Source organism: Alteripontixanthobacter maritimus, assembly GCF_003340475.1.
GTDB lineage: Bacteria > Pseudomonadota > Alphaproteobacteria > Sphingomonadales > Sphingomonadaceae > Alteripontixanthobacter > Alteripontixanthobacter maritimus.
Window position 1 is genome coordinate 885189 of the sequence record NZ_QBKA01000002.1, and the last position, 21294, is coordinate 906482.

The window sequence follows — 21294 nt, forward strand, 5'->3', positions numbered from 1 at the left end:
GACAGTCAGCTTGTGTCCCACCAGTAAATCAGGACGTGGCACTGTTCGCAGCATCTCTGCCAGCTGGTGACCCAGATTGTTGAGCAACCGCCAATGATGTAGTCCAACGGGCGGGGCGGTATAAGCGAGGGTGGTAACCGGTCCGTCCTGCGCAACCCGCTCGACCGACAGATTTGGCCAGGCATACCGGAATTTGGATGGATTGCGCCGGTTCAGCGAAATTATATGGTTTTCGAAAGCATGATCGGACAGTTCGACCAAACGCGCAATAGCTGGCGTTTTCTGCGCGGCGTACGCATCGGGAAAGTCGGCGCTGACATGTACGATGCGCGCCTTGTCGTTCGCTACGGGCATGTCCGGTTCGGTTCAATCGCGCGCGTCGAGGCGTAGAGGAGCCAAACCGTCCTGACCAATGGCCGCAGGACTGGCCGCCACTGCGAAAAACTGCCGCGGGCAGTTGCTGGGTACCACAATGGTTTGCGCAGTATTCAAAGGCTTCGAAGGTTGAGGCAGGCTTACACAAGAAAAGCCATACGACCACACGCCCATTGCCGCACCATCGGTGCGAAAATCATAGGTGCCGGGTGCCAGCGCCGCAGTAAGCTCGACCGGGCGGCTGGCATTTCCGGGAATTCGTGTGAGAGATCTGGCTTCTGCGTTTTCGAGCACTGCATATCCGGCTGGAATACGCCAGTCGAATGGGCTCGGTCGCTGCTGCGCTTCGCGTGATGGCCATGGGGCGATCAGGCTGCGCGTATCGCTGGCACCGTCGTTCAGTAATCTGGCCAATTGCGCAGCGGTTTTTATGTCGCCCTGTTCGGCCAATCCAGCAATAATTGGTACCGCGGTGTCACGGCTGATCGGGTTGCCAGCAGCACTACGCGCGGCAAAAACTTCGGCTAACGAACGCGCGGGCAGGGCAGAGTACTCGGCGCGAAGCCAGCCTTCCGACCACTTTCCCGGATCATTCAGCCGCTGTTCCGCGGCGGCGAGAAAGCGCTGGTTAGCGGCATATTGCCGAACCTGCTGCGAAAACCATGGGCGGGCTTCGTCGTGGCGGCGCAACATGGCCTCTGCGTGGACCATGGCCACATCAAAACGTTCGGCCGATGCAGCTTTAAGGAACAGCTGCTGCTGCACGCGCAGATCATGCCATCCGGTTTGCGCCATCCGTGCTCGGAGTGCGGTCGCAGTAGCCGGCTCGGTCATATCCTGCTGTGCTAGCGCAAGCATGGCGCGCTGTTGCAGCGGCGATACTTCGAGGGCTTCCAGTGCCATTCGCCTCGTTTGCAGTTCCGGCAAGACGATGCGTTCGCTTTCCAGCATACGCGGGGCAATAAGTGTATTGGCAAATGGCACATCCATCGCAAGACTGTTGCGAGTGAGAGCAAGACCGGTTCCGCCCCAGGCCAGGAATACGGGCACCGCCAAAGCGATACCTACCAGCCAGCCGAGCCAACGCGCTATCATGGTTTATGCTCACCCAAACGGCATCTCCATGCAAAGTACAAACGACCGAGCTGGCGCAATTCGGCAGATGTCACCCCTCAGCCTGCCTCGGCTTCATCACCATAGCTGTAATAGCTGTAATGGTAGTCGTAGGAGTAGCCAGCCTGTCGGAAATCGAATTTTGTCATCACGACGCCAGCAATATTCGCACCATTTTCCGTCAGGCGGCGCATGGCGGTACGGGTCTGGCCAGTGCTGGCCCGGCCGGCCTCCGTGACCACGATAGTATGGTCGGCAGTACGCGACAGCATCGGCGCGTCCGCAAGACCCATAACCGGCGCAGAATCTAGCATGATGACGTCATATTCATCCTGCAACTGCGCCAGCAGGTCGGGTAGCAATTGCGTACTCAATATCTGTGCGGGATTGGTCGGACGCGTGCCGAGCGGAATGAAGTCGAAAGCATGATTGCTGCCACCGGTTCCTGCGCGGCGTATGCCTTCTTCCAATGTAACTTCCGTTGCGAGTACGTCCATCAGGCCGCGCTCGTTCGGGATGCCGTAAATTTTGTGCAGGCTGGGCTTGCGCAAATCGCAATCAACCAACAGCACGCGCCGCCCGATGTTTCCGAAGTCCTGCGCAATAGCCAGCGAGGTCGTCGACTTGCCTTCGCCCGGCTGGCAACTGGTAACCTGCAGCATCTTTTTACGACTGCCACCCGTCGCCATGTCGATGGCCGCCCGGATCGAATAATAAGCCTCGGCAATATCGCTCTTCGCGTCCTCCAGATCGTCGGTGTCGACCGTATCCACCAGCGGTGTGCTGCCGAGCAATGGCACGTTGAGCGTCCGCTCCACGTCGTCGGGTGAGTAGAGCGTATCATCGCTGGCTTCCCTGAGTACGGCAAGACCCCCGCCTACAAGCAGGCCCAGAATCAGCGAGATCGCCATGTTCTTCGGCAGGCTTGGCGAAACCGGTCCGCTGGGCACGCCAGCTGGATCGAGCACACGAATGTTGTTGGCATCCACATCGGAAGCGCCGGCGATTTCAGCGGCACGACGTTGCAAGTCGCTTAACCGCTCGCGCAGATTGTCGGCATCACGGGTAAGCAGGTTGAACTGCACACGGCGATCCTGTTCGCCCAATGTCTCGTTAGCCAGTTCGGAACGGGCCGCATCGAGCTCGCTTTCTTGCCGCTGCGCCACTTCATATTCGGTCTTGATCGAAGTGCGGACCTGTTGTGCCGCAGCGTCGATCTGTCCTTGAAGCGTGTTCAGCTTTGCCTGTGTCTGCTGGACTGCGGGATAGTCCGCAAGATAGCGCTCGCGCAACTGCCGCAATTCTGCCTGGGTGCTGGCACGCTGTTGCAGAAGGTTCTGTAGCGAACCGTTCTGCTGCGCTTCCGGCAGGCTGAGCGCATCGACCCCGCGCGAACCGCGAAAGCGTTGCTCTGCCAAGATGCGGCGTGCGCGGGCATCGGCATAGGCCTGGTTGAGCGAAGTCAGGTTTGCAGCCACGATAGACTGGCCTACCGGCGCCGCATTGCCTTCATTGTCGCCGGCGGTGCCGCCTTCGGCAAAGATCAGTCGATTGCGACGGGCGTATTCTACCGCGGCCACTTCCGCTTCCTGCAAGGCTGCGCGCGTTTCGATAACCTGCTGGTTGAGAATGGTGCCGGCATATTCGTTGGCGTCGGCCTTTCCGCTGGCATTGCGTTCGGCAAAATTGCGGGCGTAAGCGTTGGCGATCTGCGCCGAGGCCGTCGGGCTTTCCGATGTATAGGTGATCGAGACCACCCGGCTGTTTTGCGGCACAGTCATGACGACGCGCGATTGCAACAGGTCCGCAACACCGTTGCGAAGCTTGGCGATGTCGGCTGCCGAAGTTGCAGCGATTTCTTCCGGCGCGAAGCCCATCTGCTGCAGAAACGCTTCGTTCTGCGCCAAATTCAGATCGTCCGTCACTTCGAGCGCCATGGCGCGGCTTTGCACCACTTCCACAAGCGTGTTGAGGTAACGATCCGTCTCGAATGCGTTGATAACCGGGTTGGCATCCTGCCCCTCCGTCACCCGGATGCTTTCATTATCTACCCGCACTGTCGCAGCGGCAGCGTACATCGGCGTTTGCAGCAGCGTGATGATAAGGCCAACGATCAACGCAATGCCGGCCAGGATCGCCACCATCTTGCGCTGCCGCCAAGCCATCGCTCGCAAGTCGGCCAAGCTGAAGCCTTCGGGCATAAACCCTCCTGGCTGCTCGGTTGTCGCTCGTTCGCTCTGGAGCAAATTGCCCCGTGTAGTCATGTCCTGCACTGTATCAGTCCTGCCTTGCACGCAAACGCTATCGAAGAACGGTGGCAAAAATGCCGAAGGCGGGCAGGGTGCGGATCAGATCCTGCCACAGCACCGAGCGCCTGTTGGTACCCACCATCACCCTGTCACCGGGAAACAGGACCGGATCGATCATGGCCCCTGTGCGGACCTGCTGCAGATCGAAACGGGCGGCCATCTGCTGACCGTCGACTTCGCGAAAAAGCACGACTTGATCGAGCGCAGCCGACCGTTCCGGCCCCTTGGCAAGCGCCACCGCGCCCATCAACGTGGTTTCCGGCTGGAACCGGAAAATTCCGGGGCTTTCCACCGCACCCTCGACAGTCACCAAATGACTGCCCTGTTCCAGCAGATTCACTGTAACTACCGGGTCGCGCAAATAGCGAGCAGCGAGGCGGTCCCGAATGGAATTGCCGATCGCTTCAGTGGTTCGGCCAGCTGCCATCACGCTGCCAACCAACGGATATTGGAACGTACCGTCCTGACTAACGCGCACACTATTTATCGACAGTTCTGGTTCGCCCATCACCGTTATTGCAAGCGTATCGTTGGCGCCGATTGGGTACACCGATAGCTGGCGCGTGGCGGACGCGAGCCCAAGCAATTCGGCATCTACCGGTATTGTCGAGCGCACGACTCCTGTTTCGACGGGTGGTGTACTCTGACATCCCGCCAGCGCCGCTGCGCCCAGCGTCGCCATCAGAACGCGCGATAACAAATTGGCCAACTTCATCGATAAACGTCCATTTTTCCGGCAGGTGAACACGCCGATCCTGCGCGCTGCGACCTGTCGCCGATTTCAACCTCCCACTAACGGTGCCTCTAGCGTGTGGCAAGGCGTGGGCCTTTGATTCACCTATGTTAGTTCGCCGTCGATCCGATCCCGGGGCCAGACACGACAAAATGATCAATGCGGCACCGGCCCAGCCTGCCTGGCATCGGGTGCGGCGCGGTTTGCGAAGTGGGCGATGGCATATGAACAGAGCATGGCGACCGCGATTGTCCGCAGCGGATAATCCACCACCGAATGCAACATCGCAACCACGATAGCTGTAGCAAACAAGGAAAGCGAAGGCGGCGCGAGACGCTTTATGAACAATGGCCAGGTGCGCCGGACGAACCAGACAACAAAAGCGATAAGAAGCGCAGCGGCCGGGATACCACCCTCTATTAGCAGTTCGAGGTAATCATTATGCGCATGGTTGACGTAAAGCATTCCAACCAGTGAGAGCGGCTCGTACTGCTCGTATACTTCGCGGAAAGTGCCGAACCCGCTACCTAGCGGCATCGTTTGACCCACTACCGTAACAGCCTGTGGCCAGATTTCGAACCGCCGATCCACGCCGATGGCCCCACGATCCGTAATTGCTGAAAGCGCGCCGCCGTCGATAAACGGTAGTGCGAGCACGCTGACGATTAATAGTGCAAAACCCCCGCCGGCATATAAGATTGCAGTCCGACCGGGCGCCAAGCGTGCACGTACCAACACCCAGGCACCGGCAGCCAAAGCGAACACCAATAACCCGAGGCCTGCGCGCGACGCAGTGAGCAGAACCGCGAGCGCTGTCAGAGCTACAATTGCAACGGGCAAAATGTAATGTTCAAGCTGCAAGGGTGCCGTGCCGCTGGTTCTCTTTATTGGCTGCGCAATACGATCCCTTGCCAGCCATACCAACGCGCCCATCACAAGGAAGGTCGCCTGATGATTGTGATTTGTAAAAAATCCAATGGAGAATTCGCGGTCCGACCGGGAGAAAGGATAGAACCCTTCGCCGATTAATGTCTGACCAAGACCCATGGTTATGGCGATTGCCAGCGCAATCAGGATGCCGCGCGAAAGCGCCTCGTGACGGAACGCGTCACCGCTGCGCACTGCCAGATAAATGGCGATGGCGGGAAGAAGGAACAGGGAAGCGCGCAACGTGTGTTCAGAATTCAGCGAAATCGCTCGCCATTGCGCCGCTCCGAATACCGCCTCATCCATCGCAGCGACACCTGTATGAGTCGGCAATAGGGACCACAGGCCGGGCGGCAATGGAATCATGGTTGCAACCATCAGTACGATCAGCGCGATCAGCAACACATCTGTGGTGCCAATGCGGAACCGTGCGCTTGCACGGCCGGCCAGAGCAGCCGCAATCACGCCGCAAGCGACTAGTTCAGCGAAATGACGGGTGGCCGGATAGCTTGGATTGGTACCGCCAAATACCAGCATAACGGCGATAGCCACGCTCCAGGCCCAACCGGCTACCGTGCCGGTCCGGACCACTTCACGATCTCGCCTTGCGACAGGCGCGGTGTCCGAAGGAACCGCAATGTCATGGGCAGGTTCGATTGATTGCACTTTGTCTCGGCCTCTCGATCGCTTAATCCGCGTGCACATTGCCGGGCGTTATCGAATCGCTTCGGCTGAACCCCGGCAGCCCCCTCATAATGAGGTTCGGCCCGGATGGAACGGAATGGATTGCATGGAAACGTTCACGCTGGCCGACGCCGCTGGCAGCTTGCTGTACATATTTGTCGCCGGCTTGTATTTCTGGGCAGGGTTCAGGAAACCCACACGCGGCGCACCTTTGGCAGGCCGCGCGCATTGGATCGGGATCGCACTGTTCTTCGTCGGACTTGCGGTTTTTCGGATGGTTCAGGCAGAGGAAGGGTTGCGCGCCATCCTGCGCGGTACTTTTACCGATGAGGCGGCTTATGCAGAACGTTACGCCGTCCAGGGGCCGGTTGCTGCTGCATTGGTGTTGATAGCGGTCGCAGTCGGGGTCTGGCAGGCGATGACGTTTCGCAAGCGCACTTTTTCGATGCTGGCAGGGACCCTTGCTACATTGGGTTTTATCGGATTGATCGTTCTGCGCATAATCTCATTCCATCCGCTCGACCAACTTATCTATGCCTCCGCTGGCCCCTTGCGGGTTAACTATCTGTTGGAACTTGGGCTACTCGCGCTTGCCGCCTACGGCGTATGGCTGCTGCGGGCCGAACGGCGCGCAAGGCGTATGCGAAAGACGCGTTCCTCAAAAGTACGGCGGGCCGGGCCGGGCCAGCGATCCGAGCTGTAAACTCTTGCAGCCTATCGGATTTTCCCGTTCCGACGGCCGGGCCTTGAAATTTGATAGCTTACGGTGCATTGGCACCGGCAGTTCCCGGGGTGGTTCGGGCACCTTTCTTACGTTGATGCTCACGGGTGTAAACCGCTTCTATGTTGCTGAAACCGGCACTCTTGCAAGATCGGCGTTTCGTGCCGGCAATCGGGCTGCGTCGAAAGCTGTCGCTTTCGCTCGTGATGCTCGATGTAGTCCTGCTTTCGCTGGCGCAAATTATCGCTGCCACTATCTGGCCGGGTGAGGCCCAGCGCGGTACGGAAGTCGCGATTGCGCTCATCGTTCTTTACGTCGGTACTGCGCTTGAGCGCGGCGTGTACATGGGCGAGAATTTCGCCTTCTTCCGGCGCGCCCGGTTGCGGCGCATGGTACTGGCTCCGATCCGCACGTTCTTCGTTGCCTTCGCGCTCCTGCTGGCTGCGCTGTTCCTGTTAAAGTGGCAGGTGCTCGTCTCCCGCGCAGAGATATTCCTGTCGGCGATAATCTTCCTCGGCATGATTTTTCCGGCACGCTGGGGCTGGGCCTATCTGGTGGCACGCAATTGGCCGCGCGGGGTCAGCCGGGTCGGCCTGATCGTGGACGAGCCGAACGCCAGCCCCGGTCGCGAATTTTCGGTGGTGGTGGAGCCGGGCGACTGGCTGGATCCCGAACGCGACAACCCCGACATGTACGAGCGCCTTTCTGAAGAGCTGCGCGGATGCGATGCTGTAGTGGTGGCCTGCCGGCCGGAGCGGCGCGGCGTCTGGACCAATATGCTGCGCGGGCTTGGAATGCGGATAGACCTGCTGGCGCCCGAGCTGCTGGAATCCCGGCCGGTGGCGCTGGGCCAGTTTTACGATACGCCCTCACTCGTGATCGATCGCGGCCCGATGAAACTGGCCGACCGGGTGTCGAAGCGAGCGCTGGACCTGATCGTCTCGGTCGCAGCGTTGATCCTACTTGCTCCGATCCTCATCGGTGCGGCCATTGCGATCAAACTCGACAGCAAGGGGCCCGTGCTTTTCAAACAGCAACGGCTGGGCCTTGCCAATCGCCGCTTTCAGATGTTGAAATTCCGCTCCATGCGAACCGACAGCCTCGACGCTAACGGCACCACCTCAACTTCGCGCACGGATGACCGGGTGACGAAGGTGGGTAGATTTCTGCGCCGGACAAGCATCGATGAATTGCCGCAATTATACAACGTGCTGGTGGGCAATATGAGTATTGTCGGCCCGCGACCCCATGCGCTGGAAAGCAAGGCGGAAGACGCGTTGTTCTGGGAAATCGACAGCCGGTACTGGCACCGGCACAAGATGAAGCCTGGCCTGACCGGGCTTGCTCAGATCCGCGGCTACCGGGGCGCTACCGAGACGAGCGACCAGTTGGTGAACCGGCTGGAGAGCGATCTTGAGTATGTCCAGAGCTGGAGTCTGGTGCGCGATTTGACAATCATTGCACAGACCTTGCGCGTGTTGGTGCACCCCAACGCGTATTGAGCCTTGTTCGAACCGCTGGATGGTCTTTGTCCCGGATTATTCTCAATTAGCGATTTGATGTCCCAGCGACGTTACGGAAACCTGATAATACGCGTTATCCACTAAGCAAATGCATGGTTTGCTAGATCACGGTTAACTAAGCTGTCGGATTGATGAACGGCCTGTAATCGTTGATAAACCGCGGTTTCCGGGCATCTGAACTCGGCTGGATCAACGGTTTGATAACCTATTTCCCTTAAATCTTGTGTCTATGACACGAGTAGAAACCCGTATTGGGCTCATTCCTATTGTTCTCAGCGCGGCTTTGGCTGCCTCTGCCGCACATGCCGAAGGCGTGCCGGCAGGAACGCTGATCGAGAACACCGCGCAAGCGTCATACGACGTAGGCAATGGGGTGGAGACAGTCGATTCCAACACCGTAACCCTTAAAGTGGATGAGCTGCTCGACGTGACCGTGACTTCGCTCGATGCGGCAGCGGTAGGTACCGCGCCGGGCGATGCGGTTCTAACGTTCGAACTCACCAATATTGGCAACGGACCGGAAGCGTTCGTGCTGACCACCAACGCTGCCGTTTCTGGCAACGATTTCGACACAACAGTCGATGGCATTGCCGTCGATACGAACGGCAACGGTGTTTACGACCCCGGCATCGACGAAGTTCTCACCGGGCCGGAAACCACCGCGATCCTGCCAGCCGATGGCAACCTTACTGTCTTTGTCCTGGTCACGGTGCCGAATACCGCCACCGACAGCCAGCAAAGTTCGGTGCAACTCATCGCCGATGCCGTGACAGGTAGCGGCGCGCCAGGGACGACATTCGGCGCGCAAGGTGAAAATGGCGTAGACGCTGTCGTTGGAACCACCGGCGCGGACGACGATGCGACCGGTTCGCTCATCGTCGGTGTTACCACGGTAGAGCTCGTGAAAACCGGCGTTGTCAGCGACCCTTTCGGCGGCACCAGTGCGGTGCCCGGTGCAATCATTACGTATACACTGTCAGCCAGCGTTAGCGGCAGCGGAACGGCGACGGCGCTGGTCATCACGGACGCCATTCCATCCGGTACATCCTACCAGTTCGGAACATTGGCGCTGGACGCGGCTCCGCTAACCGATGCGGACGATACCGACGCCGGCGAGGCCGACGCTACCGGCATCCGCGTGGATTTGGGCAATGCCCCCGGCGGAACCGACAATATCATCACATTCGATGTCAAGATCGACGAGTAAGGTAATAGCCATGCATAATAAATTTATCTCTGTTTTCGCTGCGGCCGCTTTTGCGATCGGCGCGTTTTCCGCGCCAGCCACGGCACAGGACAAACCGGTTACTCTGGCCGGCGATGTCATGAAGGAACAGATCACGCTCGATGACAATGGCGGCGATCGTATCGAGATGGTTGCGCCGGACGTAGTGATTCCTGGCGACCGTCTGTTGTTCGCGACCAGCTACACCAACACCAGCGGCGAGGCGATTGAGGATTTCGTCGTAACCAATCCGCTGCCTGCGGCCGTGCGCTTGTCCGAAGGATCCGACGCTGATCTCGTCGTGTCGGTCGACGGGGGCGAAACCTGGGGCAAGCTAAACGACCTTCGCGTCGAAAGCGAAGGCGGCGTGTCGCGCGATGCAGCTGAAATTGACGTTACCCATGTTCGCTGGACGCTGGCGAGCATTGCTCCCGGCGAGAGCGGCCGACTGGAATATTACGCAATCGTGCGCTGATCAAGTGCATGGAATACCGCCATTTTTCGCGGGCGGATCGGGTAAGCGCGAGACGTAAAACAAGGGACCAGTAGAATGAAACGCACCTCTCAATTGCTGGGGGCGGTAAGTGCATTCGCACTTATCGGGCTCAGTACACCAGCGATGGCAGAAGGCACCCAGGCGGGCCAGACCATCACCAACACCGTAACGGTGAACTACAATGTCGGTGGAGTCGCCCAGACGGCGGAAACCGCTTCTGATACGTTTACTGTCGACCGCCGGGTCAACTTCACGGTTGTCGAAACAGGTAATGGCGCCACTTCCGTCTCGCCGGGTTCTTCAGAATCCTACGTGACGTTTGAAGTGACCAACCTCTCCAACGCGGCGCTCGACTTCTCGCTCGACGTTGCCCAAGACGGTGCGGACGACTTCAACATCCGCCAGCCAGGCACGCTCAACGACGGCTTCCAGCTGTATCTCGACAATCCGTTGGCGGGTACGGTGGGTGAATTCGACGCAGCCGATACGTTGATTACGTTCCTCGACGAAATCCCTGAAGACGAAACGGTCACCGTTTTCGTCGTTGGTGATATTCCAGGCGGAACGGTTACCGGCAACACCGCGAACGTTACCCTAACCGGTACTGCAGCTGAAGCGGGTACCACCGGCGTTCTTGGCGCTGATGTAGTTGCAAACACGGGCGATGCCGATGATCCGAATGCGGTGGATACCGTGTTTGCCGACACCGGCAATGACGGGATCGAATCCGATACAGACACCTTCGTAGTAAGTGCCGCAGCGCTTACCGTATCGAAGACCAGCCGGGTAATTTCCGATCCGGTCAGCGGCGTCACCAATCCGAAAGCCATTCCAGGCGCAGTGGTCGAATACTGTATTAATGTGGAAAACGGCGCCGGAAGTGCTACTGCCACAGGCATCCAGGTTACCGACGTTCTCGTCGCGAACCTGACGTTCGATAACACCTTTGGTGTATTCGTCGACGCGACCGCGGATGTGAATAACGTCTGCTCCGGCGGTACGGACTCCGGCACTTATACGGCTGGCACGCGGACCGTTGCAGGTACTCTCAGCGATATTGCGGCTGGCGGATCCCAAGCGTTCTATTTCCGGGCGATCATCGATGGTGATGTGACGTTTACGACACCGTAAATCCAGGATGAATGTGCGTTTTCATCCTACTGTTCGCGAATGGGCAGCAGCGCTACTTTTAGTGCTGCTGCCTCTCGTCGTGTTTAGTGGGATGGCACGCGCGCAGGACATTACGAATACCGCCAGGGCCGAATGGAGCTTCGGCGGAGTGGATTTCTCGGTTGAATCGAACACGATTGTTACGACGCGCGACGCCTTGCCGCCGCAAATTCGCACTTTTCGTCCCGGAGCGGGGGGTACCCCGCTCGAATTTCCGGCACCGCTTTGCCCAGCCTCGGCAGGCGACACTGCCTCAAATGGCATTGCCAGCGCGCGCACCGCTGGTGGAACGCTGTCGCAAACCGTCGAGCAGAGCTCCATCCTTCGTGCAGGCCAGCCGCTGGTCTACGAGGTGCGCGCGGCATCGGCGAATGTCGATCCTGGTGCAGTCGACAGCCTGACTACTGTCATCACCACCAGCACCGGCGACCGTGAAACAATAATTATTTACGAAACCGGGGCTAACACCGGGCTGTTCATCGGACAGATCGCCACCCGCCGCATCCCCCCGCCGGTCCGGCAGGACGATTGCGCGCTCAGCCTGACAAACGGCAGTACGATTCAGATCGCCGTCCTGGAGACAGGTGGAACCGCTACGATCCTGCAGGCGCAGGTCGAGGTGCTGGTCGATCCATTCGGTATCCTGTTCGACAGCGAAACCGGGGAAGCAGTGTCGGGCGGCCGGGTCACTCTTGTCGAAGCTGCAACGGGACTGCCCGCGACGGTATTTGCCGAAGACGGTGTTACTCGTTGGCCATCAACTGTTATTGCCGGCCAGCCAATTACGGACGCCTCCGGTAATGTGTACCCGATGGAAGACGGGGAATACTGGTTTCCGCTGACATTTTTGGGAAATTACCGTCTATTGGTTGAACCGCCCGGTCCGTACAGCCACCCTTCGGTTGTCTCCCCGGAACAGATTGCACGGCTGTCGCGACCGGGTGGCGGACAATTTGTAATTGTGGATGCTTCCTATGGCGACGAAGTGGCCCTGGTATCGCGCACGCCGGTGCAGATCGATATTCCGCTCGATCGACCGGGAGTGGCCGTTGCGATAACCAAAACCGCCTCGCGCGCCGATGTGCAGCCGGGTGATGCGGTGTTTTACACCGTTACAGTGCGCAATCCCGATGCCGTGCGCGCCAAGCAGGACGTGATATTGGTCGATACGCCGTCGCCATCGCTCCGCCTGCGGAAGGATTCCGTCCGCATCGACGGAACACCCGCTCCGCAAGCGGCGACTTTCGCGCCTGATGGCAGCACGCTTACGCTGGCGCTGGGTGATATTGCTGGTGGGGCGACCCGGCGGATAACCTACGCCATGACGGTGCGCTCCGATGCCCCTGCAGGAACTGCGGAAAATCGCGCAGAAGCGATTGATTCCCGAGGGCGCAACGCAAGAGCAAGCGCCACGGTCAATATTCTGCGCGATATCATCGTTAGCCGCATGACGATCATCGGGCGCATCACTGCGGGCGACTGCCGCATCGAGGAAGCGCAGCGCATCGGCATTCCCGGCATCCGGGTGATGATGGAAGATGGCAGCTTTGCCGTTACGGATGCGCAAGGCCGCTATCATTTCGAAGGCGTGGTACCCGGCACGCATGTGGTGCAGGCCGCACGGATGACGCTGCCCGAAGGCGGCGAATTCGTCGATTGCAGCCGCTCGACCCGTAATGCCGGTAGCGCGACCTCTCGTTTCGTAATCGGGCGGGGCGGTTCGTTGGTGGTGGCAGATTTCCACGCCATCCTGACCGAGGCTGCGTTAGCTGAAATTGCAGCAGCAGCGCCGGTCGGACCGGGCGAGCTGGCGCTGAACGAAACCGTTGAAAATGAAAGCGATTTGCTTGGCGGGACTGTAGCGCCTGCGCAGCTTAACGTAGTTAATGCAGCCGCAAACGATGCTTCGAGCGAAGCCGAAATTGGTGTGCGCAACTGGCTGGAATTGGGTGACGGCCCCGACGGCTGGTTGTTTCCGGGTACCGACTACAACCCGCGTGCGCCTGCAACCCGCGTGGCAATCCGCCATCGTCCGGGGCAGAAGGTGGTGCTGCGGGCCAATGGCAAGAAAGTCGAGCCGTTGTCCTTCGAGGGCATGCGCACGTCTGCCGACAAGGCTTTCTCCGTCAGCCAATGGCGCGGTGTCATGCTGCCGAGCGAACGGACACAGCTCACTGCGGATATCCTGAACGCCGATGGTACTGTCGCGCAGTCGATTGAACGCATGGTGTATTTCACTTCGCTTCCCAACCGCGCCGAACTGGTTCGCGACCAATCCTTGCTGATTGCCGACGGCCGTACGCGTCCGGTGATCGCTGTCCGGATGCTGGACCGTCGCGGGCGTCCGGTACGTGCCGGTGTGTCGGGCGAATTTACCATCAACGCTCCCTATCAGAGCGCCAGCCAGATCGAGGCGCAACAATTGCGCCAGCTGACCGGGCTGGGCGGGGCGAGCGCGCGTTGGCTGATTCAGGGTAATGACGGCATCGCCCGGATCGAACTTGCACCGACCATGGTCAGCGGCTCGCTCGATCTTGATTTCGCATTTTCCGATGGAGACATTACTCGCACGCAAAAGGTCGAAAGCTGGATCGAGCCGGGCGATATCGAATGGACGGTTGTGGGCCTCGCAGAAGGCACGGTCGGTGCGCGCAGTGTAGCTGACAACATGCAGCGCAGCGGCAGCTTCGACAGCGATCTGGGCAACGACGCCCGTGTTGCGCTGTATGCCAAGGGCCGCGTACTAGGGAAGTATCTGCTGACGCTGTCCTACGACAGTGCCAAGCAGCGCGATAACCAGCGCCTGCTCGGTACGATCGACCCCAACGCCTATTATACGGTGTATGCCGATGCCAGCAGCCGCCGTTTCGACGCTGCCAGCCGCGAGAAGCTCTATCTGCGTATCGAAACCGCGACGTTCTACGCGCTGTATGGAGATTTCACGACCGGCTTCGACCAGACTTCGCTTGCGCGTTACAACCGCACCGCGACTGGTGTAAAAGCGGAAGCACGCCTCGGCGCGGTGCAGGTGCAAGGCTTCGCTGCGGAAGTTGCCACCCGCTACCGCCGCGACGAGATCCAAGGCGCCGGCATTACCGGACCATACCGCCTCGGCAGCCGCCGTCTTGTGCCTAACAGCGAACAGGTGGCGATCGAGACGCGCGACCGGTTCCGCAGCGAAATCATCATCGAGCGCCGTGAACTGACGCGCTTCATCGATTACGACATCGACCTGCTATCCGGCACCATCACCTTCAAGGCTCCTGTCACCAGCCGCGATTTCGACCTCAACCCGCAATTCATTATCGTGGATTACGAAGTGGACGAATTGTCGGGCGATACCTGGAACGCCGGCGCGCGCGCCACTTTCACAAATGACGATGACAGCGTGCGTCTCGGCGCAACGATCATTTCCGACAAGGGCGACGACGAGCGCACCAACATCGCTGCTGTCGACGCACGCATCCGCATCGGGGACGCTACCGAAGTCCGCGCCGAACTCGCCGCTAGCCGCCGCGATGGTGAGACGTCGACGGGTTGGATGGTCGAGGCGGAGCACCGTACCGGCAATCTCGACGTGCTGGCATACGCCCGATCGTTGGAGGCTGATTATGGTGTCGGCCAGCAAAGTGGCGCGGAACGGGGCCGCCGCAAAGTTGGCGTGGACGCTCGGGTGCAGCTTTCCGACCAGCTTAGCGTGGTAGGTAGCGTGTGGCAGGATGACAGCATGACGGACACCGCCCGCCGCCGCGCAGCGCAGGTTCAGGGCACCTATTCCGCCGACACCACCGATCTGCGCCTCGGTCTGACGCACTTTACCGATCGCCTGCCCGACAGCACCATCAATACCTCCACCGTGCTGGAAGGCGGCATCACGAAGCGTCTGCTCGACAATAGGCTGGAACTCAGCAGCACCAGCAGCATCGGCCTCGGCACTACCGAAAGCATCGATCTGCCATCCCGTCATCGCTTCGGCGCACGTTACGCCGTGACCAGCGACGTGGCACTGGTGGGCGTGTATGAAATTGCCAACGGCGAGACCATCGATGCGCGCACATTCCGGGCCGGTGTCGAAGCCAGCCCGTGGACCGGCGGTAAAATCGTTACCGCACTTGGCCAGCAGGACATCGGCGAGCTGGGCAATCGCAGCTACGCCGCCTTCGGCCTCGCCCAGACCATGCAGGTTTCGCCGACGCTGGTGTTGGATGCCTCCATCGACGGCAGCCGCACGTTGAACAGCAGCGACGAACAGCTCGGTTTGATTGCCGACATCGTAAACCCCGCACAGCCCGTCGCTAGCGGCGGCCAGCTCGGCCAGGATGGGACCTTCTTCGAAGACTTCACCGCCATTTCGCTGGGCGCTGCGTATCGCAAGGACCGTTGGAGCGCGACCGGCCGCGCCGAGTACCGCGATGGCGAATTCGCTGATCGCACTGGCGTCACCCTGGGCGCAATCCGCCAATTGGGCGAGGGCAGCATTGTCGGCTCCGGCTTCACCTATACCCGCGCGGAAGGTGAAAATGGCGCGACCACAGAAATTCTCGACGGTGCGATTGCGCTCGCCCATCGCCCTGCCGCATCGGAAGTCGCTTTCCTGGGTAAGCTGGAATATCGCAGCGACGCGGTGACGAACGCTGTTGCAGGGGACTTCGGCCCGACCGGACGCACAGCGCTGCTAGTAAACGGCGACGCCAGATCGCGCCGCGCCATCGCCAGCCTGTCTACCAATTGGTCGCCCCACGGCACCGCTAATTACGACGTCGATGGCGATGGCACGACCGATGATGTCGAAGGCCAGGTGCGCCGCGAGGAATACAGCCTGTTTTTGGGAGGTCGCTACAATTTCGATAGCGTAGAAGGCTTCGACCTTGAAGGTTTCACTGCGCTGGCCGGTCTCGACGCACGCATCGGTGTGGGCGAGCATATCGAGCTGGGCGGTTCCGCCACTGTGCGCGCCAACCTGACTGACAACACCACCAGTTTCGCCTTCGGGCCGCAGATTGGCGTGGTTCCGGCTGACGGCGTGCTGGTGACTTTGGGCTACAACATCTCCGGCTTCCGCGATCCCGACTTTTCCGCCGCCCGCAACACCGACAAGGGTGTGTATGCCGCAGTCCGCCTGAAATTCGATGCCGACACATTCGGCTTTCTGGGGCTGGGCCGATGATGTGCTTCCGTCCAATCCCATTGGCAGATGTTGAGCCGCTGTTAACCATGCCGGACTATCGCAGCGGCATGAGCCTTGTCCGCCTGTTCCTGATCGTCCTGCTAAGTGCCATCGTGCTGGCCGCAGGGATGCTGCCGGGAAGTGCGCGCGCGCAGACGGAAACTGTGGACTGGGCCACACTTGGCGCCGGTAATCTGACCGGTATCCCGAGCCCATCGACCGCGACCGGGTCCGATGGCACGACGGCGACCGTTACCTACAATGCGCAAACCGTCGGACCGGGAACATTTACTGCCCCATACGGCAATTACGTATCGTACTTCAACGGAACGGTGGGCGACGCCCCGCAGCCGCTCATCATCAATTTCGACAATTCGGAATATGATCCGAACGACAAAGTAACGACGATCGTAACGCTCAGCGAAGCTGTGAAAAACCTCCAGTTCTCACTCAACGATGTCGATCGAGGCGCATTTATCGATGCGGTCGAGATTTCCTACGATACTGGCAATGGAACCTGGCAGAACGCCGCACTCAACAACGCATTCTGGCAAGCCAATTCGTCCGTGGCGCGCACCAACGATACGATCGTGAACGGCTGGACCGGCGTCGCCGGGTCGGGCACTGGTTCGACCAACGGGCGGCTGGCCATGTCGTTCGGCAACACCAACGTCAAACGCGTCCGCATAACATATTTCAGCTATGTGAATGCGGCTGGCGGCAATCCTTCGGGACAGTTCGCGGCCCTGTCCGATCTGACTTACAGCCGTCCGAACACCGACCTTTCGCTCGCCAAGACGGTATCGAACGCCGCCCCGACGCCCGGCAGTAGCGTGACATACAGGCTGACCTTAAGCAGCGCCGCCAGTTCGAGCCGTACACCGTCGAATGTGCGCGTTACAGACACATTGCCATTGGGTTTTGCGTTTGTTTCCGCATCGGGAACAGGAACTTTCAACTCCGGCACAGGGGTTTGGACAGTCCCGACCATCGCACCGGGAACCAGCGTATCGATCGAGCTCACCGGGACAGTTAACGCATCTGCCGGAGCCACGATCACAAACACTGCCGAAGTGACGTCCGGTACCCCATACGATCCGGATTCCACGCCTGGAAACGGCGCAACGAACGAAGATGACTACGCGTCAGTCAGCTTCACGGTTGCTGGGGCAAGGGTGGCTGGCACGCCCCCTAACCTGGTATGCCCGGCTGGCGAAAACCTGTTTTCATGGCAAGGCAGAAGCTGGGCGGCAGGTTCGACCAATAACAATTTACAACTGACCACGTTGGGCGATGTTAATATCGCCATAGCGAATGACGGCGTATTTTTGAACAATGCGGCTTTTGGGGGCCAGTCGCCAGCGTTGCAAACCGGATTCGATGGGGGACTGGGAGCGCCGGGACGTTCGCTGGCTTCTTTGGTGGACATGACCAGTCGCGAAGGTCGTGCGACGTTTACGGTAACTCTCCCCGGAACATTTGCCGGCGCGCAGTTCAAGATTTTCGATGTTGATTTCGGCACCAACCAGTTCGCCGACCTGATCGAGATCGAGGGTCGCCGCAATGGCGTGACGGTGCAGCCGACGCTGACTAACGGGGTTGCAAACTACGTCATAGCCAACACGGCATATGGCGATGTCGTTGCTGCAAACAATACCGCGGATGGCAACGTCGTCGCGACGTTCACTGCGCCGATAGACACGATCATCGTACGCTACGGCAATCACTCGGCCGCGCCTGCAAACCCGGGGCAACAGGGGATTGCGCTGCACGACATCAGGCTGTGTTTGCCGACGGTCGATCTGGGGCTCACCAAGGTCAGCACGGTGCTGTCCGATCCGGTGAATGGAACCAACAATCCAAAGGCGTTGCCCGGCGCGCGTCTGAACTACGTATTCTCGGTCGCCAATCCTGTCGATCTCAGGCTCGATGGAGTGGTTCTGTCGGACGCCGTGCCGGCCAATCTGAAGTTCTGCTTCACCAACCCGAATGGCGCCCCCGCCGTGGCGTTCACCCAAGGCTCGCCAACCTCCACCCTCGGTTTCAGCTACGCCGGACCCACCAATACTGGGGACACAGTAGAGTTTTCGGTCAATAACGGCGCTACCTGGAACGCGCCCGTGACGCTCGACGCAGATGGTTGCGACGCGGCAATCACGAATTTCCGGGTGATCCCGACCGGAACCTTTGCAGCCAATTCCAACTTCACGCTGAATGCGCAATTCGTCCTTAAATAAGGCGGCGCGGCAGTAAATTGGTCGGGGAGAGAGGATTCGAACCTCCGGCCCCTGCCTCCCGAAGACAGTGCTCTACCAGGCTGAGCTACTCCCCGACCGTGTCGGTCCCGAACCAGGCTAAACGCCGTCCGGGTCGCGGCAAGGCGCGCGCTATAGGCACCGACCTGCAGGGTGGCAAGCATGGACGTGCGGCGCTAGGCAGCCTCCATGCCGACCGATCCCGTTAGTAATGATTCTCCTCACCCGGAGCAGCAATATCTCGATTTGATGCGGCATGTCTGGGACAATGGGGACAAAAGGCAGGATCGTACGGGGATCGGCACACGCTCCATCTTTGGTGCCACGCTGCGCTTCGATTTGTCCGGCGGCGCGATGCCCTTGCTGACAACCAAGCGCGTGTACTGGAAGACGGCGACGCGCGAGATGTTATGGTTCCTGACCGGATCGACGAACATCCGTCCACTCGTGCTCCAAGGTGTGAAGATTTGGAATGAGTGGCCCCATGCGCGATATGTCAACGAGACTGGCGATGCCTTGTCGCTGGAAGCATTTGTCGAGCGGATTGCTGCCGATGAGAAGTTTGCCGCACGCTGGGGCGATCTTGGCCCCGTCTATGGCAAACAATGGGTGGACTGGCCGACTTACGACCGGACGCAGGATGGTTCGTACCGGGCGGGAAATGGTATCAACCAAGTTGCGCAAGTCATTGAAAGTTTGTCAAATAATCCGTTCAGCCGTCGACACATTATCGAAGGGTGGAATGTGGCCGAACTGGACCGGATGGCCTTGCCCCCTTGCCACAAGACATACCAGTTTCATGTTTCCGGTAGGGGTAAGGAGGCGCGGTTGAACGCGCTGCTGTATCAGCGCAGTTGCGACGTAGCCCTGGGGCTGCCGTTCAACCTGTGGTCGGCTGCCCTGCTGCAACGAATGATCGCGCAGCAGGTAGGATTGCAGCCGGGAGAGTTGGTCTGGAATGGCGGCGATACCCATCTTTACAGCAACCATGCCGATCTGATCGAGACGCAGCTTGCACGGGAACCGCAGGGCTGTCCGACGCTTGAAATAGTTCGCAAGCCTCCGACGATATTCGACTATAAGATCGAAGATTTCGCGGTGTCGGGATACGAACCGCATCCTCCGATCCAGGCAGCGGTGGCGGTATAAAAGTACGGGCGGGGCGCAACTTGACCGCTCGGCCAGGTTGAAATAAAATAATGCTGCTCGGCAAGATTGCTACAAAGCGAAGCCGAGAATGCGAAGCCGAGATTGTTGAGGACCATGGGAGAGCGCAGAATGGCCGGAAAGCCCGATACAGCACGGCCGAACACCGGCGCGGGCGGCGGTAGCAACCGACCCGCTCTGTCGCTTCATGTGCCAGAGCCCTACTATCGCCCGGGCGACGCGGTCGATTTCAGCCACGTTACTGTCACCACGCCGGGCGACCAGCCTCGGCCTGACGAAAACTGCCACCCTGACGAAACGGTTGGACTGACCACCGATCTTATCCGGGTGCTGGGTGACGACAATATGCCGCATGGTCCGTGGGACCCGAAACTGTCGCCGGACACGCTGCGCGAAATGCTGCGGCATATGGCGATGACCCGGGCTTTCGACGAGCGGATGTATCGTGGGCAGCGGCAGGGTAAGACCAGCTTCTACATGAAGTGCACCGGCGAAGAGGCAACCAGCATCAGCGCGGCGATGGCCTTGGCAAGCGACGATATGGTGTTCCCGAGCTATCGACAGCAGGGCGTGCTGGTGGCGCGCGGTTATCCGCTCATTGAAATGATCAATCAGATCTATTCCAACCGGGGCGATAAACTGAAAGGCCGCCAGTTGCCGATCATGTATTCCAGCCGCGAACACAGTTTCTTCACGATTAGCGGAAACTTGGCGACGCAAACCCCGCAGGCCGTCGGCTGGGCGATGTCGAGCCAGATCAAAGGTGACAGCCGGATCGCGGCGACGTGGATCGGCGACGGGTCGACGGCGGAGGGGGATTTCCACGCCGCCTGTATTTTTGCCACTGTGTATAACGCGCCGGTCATTTTCAATATCGTTAATAATCAATGGGCTATCAGCAGTTTCTCAGGCTTTGCAGGAGCCGAGCGGACGACCTTCGCGGCGCGCGCCATCGGCTATGGCATGGCCGGTTTACGGGTTGACGGTAACGATCCGCTGGCTGTGTACGCGGCGGAAAAATGGGCAGCTGATCGTGCGCGCGCCAATGCCGGCCCAACTGTTATCGAACACTTTACTTACCGTGCGGAGGGGCATTCCACATCGGACGATCCTGCCGCTTACCGAAGCGCGCAGGAACGCGACGAATGGCCGCTTGGCGATCCAGTGATGCGGCTAAAAGACCACCTTATCGCGCTGGGTGAATGGGACGAGGAGCGCCAGACCGCGCTCGACACAGAATGCGTTACCGAAGTGAAGCGGGTTACCAAAGAAGCCGAAAAGAACGGTATTCTCGGCCATGGTTTGCACCATCCGTTCCACACCATGTTCGAAGATGTGTTCGAGGATTTGCCGTGGCACCTGGAAGAGCAGGCGGCGCAGGCCGTGCATGAACGCAAGACCAAATTTCCTGAAGGGTTGCCGAAATGAG

At 59.5% G+C, this 21294-nt stretch carries 14 protein-coding genes and 1 tRNA gene; 10 read left to right on the plus strand and 5 right to left on the minus strand.

The genetic code is table 11. The features are described from left to right. The first annotated feature begins 225 nt into the window (after positions 1–225). Positions 226–390, plus strand: coding sequence for a hypothetical protein (locus tag HME9302_RS13645; RefSeq protein WP_407641313.1), 165 nt, complete (start codon positions 226–228; stop codon positions 388–390). Here the strand turns inward: HME9302_RS13645 and HME9302_RS04395 are convergent. The 4 genes from HME9302_RS04395 to HME9302_RS04410 all read right to left on the minus strand — a co-directional run bounded on the left by HME9302_RS04395 (position 367) and on the right by HME9302_RS04410 (position 6123). Beyond that, a complete protein-coding gene (locus HME9302_RS04395) occupies positions 367–1470 on the minus strand; it encodes a hypothetical protein (protein ID WP_115366013.1) in 1104 nt (367 codons plus the stop codon). The two genes, HME9302_RS13645 and HME9302_RS04395, sit on opposite strands and share 24 nt — an antisense overlap. A gap of 77 nt (positions 1471–1547) precedes the next feature. Then, complete coding sequence (locus HME9302_RS04400; protein ID WP_181815682.1) at positions 1548–3689, minus strand: GumC family protein; 2142 nt, start codon at positions 3687–3689, stop codon at positions 1548–1550. Positions 3690–3789: 100 nt separating this feature from the next. Further along, positions 3790–4512, minus strand: a complete 723-nt coding sequence (locus HME9302_RS04405) for a polysaccharide biosynthesis/export family protein (protein WP_115366015.1) — start codon at positions 4510–4512, stop codon at positions 3790–3792. Positions 4513–4686: 174 nt separating this feature from the next. Beyond that, a complete protein-coding gene (locus HME9302_RS04410) occupies positions 4687–6123 on the minus strand; it encodes an O-antigen ligase family protein (RefSeq protein ID WP_181815683.1) in 1437 nt (478 codons plus the stop codon). A 124-nt stretch (positions 6124–6247) separates the two neighbouring features. Here HME9302_RS04410 and HME9302_RS04415 point away from each other — a divergent pair, with 124 nt between their 5' ends. The 7 genes from HME9302_RS04415 to HME9302_RS04445 all read left to right on the plus strand — a co-directional run bounded on the left by HME9302_RS04415 (position 6248) and on the right by HME9302_RS04445 (position 18680). Further along, positions 6248–6844 (plus strand): hypothetical protein, encoded by a 597-nt coding sequence (locus tag HME9302_RS04415; protein WP_115366017.1) that lies wholly within the window; start codon positions 6248–6250, stop codon positions 6842–6844. A 140-nt stretch (positions 6845–6984) separates the two neighbouring features. Beyond that, a complete protein-coding gene (locus tag HME9302_RS13405) occupies positions 6985–8364 on the plus strand; it encodes a sugar transferase (RefSeq protein WP_115366018.1) in 1380 nt (459 codons plus the stop codon). Positions 8365–8614: 250 nt separating this feature from the next. Then, positions 8615–9592 carry a hypothetical protein gene (locus HME9302_RS04425; RefSeq protein WP_115366019.1) on the plus strand — a complete coding sequence of 326 codons (978 nt, stop codon included), beginning with the start codon at positions 8615–8617 and terminating at the stop codon, positions 9590–9592. 10 nt (positions 9593–9602) lie between these two features. Beyond that, a complete protein-coding gene (locus HME9302_RS04430; protein WP_181815684.1) occupies positions 9603–10085 on the plus strand; it encodes a hypothetical protein in 483 nt (160 codons plus the stop codon). A gap of 75 nt (positions 10086–10160) precedes the next feature. After that, the gene (locus HME9302_RS04435) at positions 10161–11237 is read left to right on the plus strand and encodes a hypothetical protein (RefSeq protein ID WP_147270760.1); all 1077 of its coding nucleotides are present in this window, start codon (positions 10161–10163) and stop codon (positions 11235–11237) included. A gap of 61 nt (positions 11238–11298) precedes the next feature. Then, positions 11299–16443 carry an isopeptide-forming domain-containing fimbrial protein gene (locus HME9302_RS04440; RefSeq protein WP_230079870.1) on the plus strand — a complete coding sequence of 1715 codons (5145 nt, stop codon included), beginning with the start codon at positions 11299–11301 and terminating at the stop codon, positions 16441–16443. A gap of 68 nt (positions 16444–16511) precedes the next feature. After that, positions 16512–18680 carry a DUF11 domain-containing protein gene (locus tag HME9302_RS04445; protein ID WP_181815685.1) on the plus strand — a complete coding sequence of 723 codons (2169 nt, stop codon included), beginning with the start codon at positions 16512–16514 and terminating at the stop codon, positions 18678–18680. A gap of 18 nt (positions 18681–18698) precedes the next feature. On the opposite strand, the gene HME9302_RS04450 is transcribed toward HME9302_RS04445, so the two are convergent. After that, positions 18699–18775, minus strand: a tRNA-Pro gene (locus HME9302_RS04450). Between the two features lie 112 nt (positions 18776–18887). Here HME9302_RS04450 and HME9302_RS04455 point away from each other — a divergent pair. Together HME9302_RS04455 and HME9302_RS04460 are read left to right on the plus strand one after the other, a co-directional pair. Then, positions 18888–19847 (plus strand): thymidylate synthase, encoded by a 960-nt coding sequence (locus HME9302_RS04455; protein WP_115366024.1) that lies wholly within the window; start codon positions 18888–18890, stop codon positions 19845–19847. Between the two features lie 129 nt (positions 19848–19976). After that, positions 19977–21293 carry a thiamine pyrophosphate-dependent enzyme gene (locus tag HME9302_RS04460; protein ID WP_230079871.1) on the plus strand — a complete coding sequence of 439 codons (1317 nt, stop codon included), beginning with the start codon at positions 19977–19979 and terminating at the stop codon, positions 21291–21293. The last annotated feature ends 1 nt before the right edge of the window (position 21294 follow it).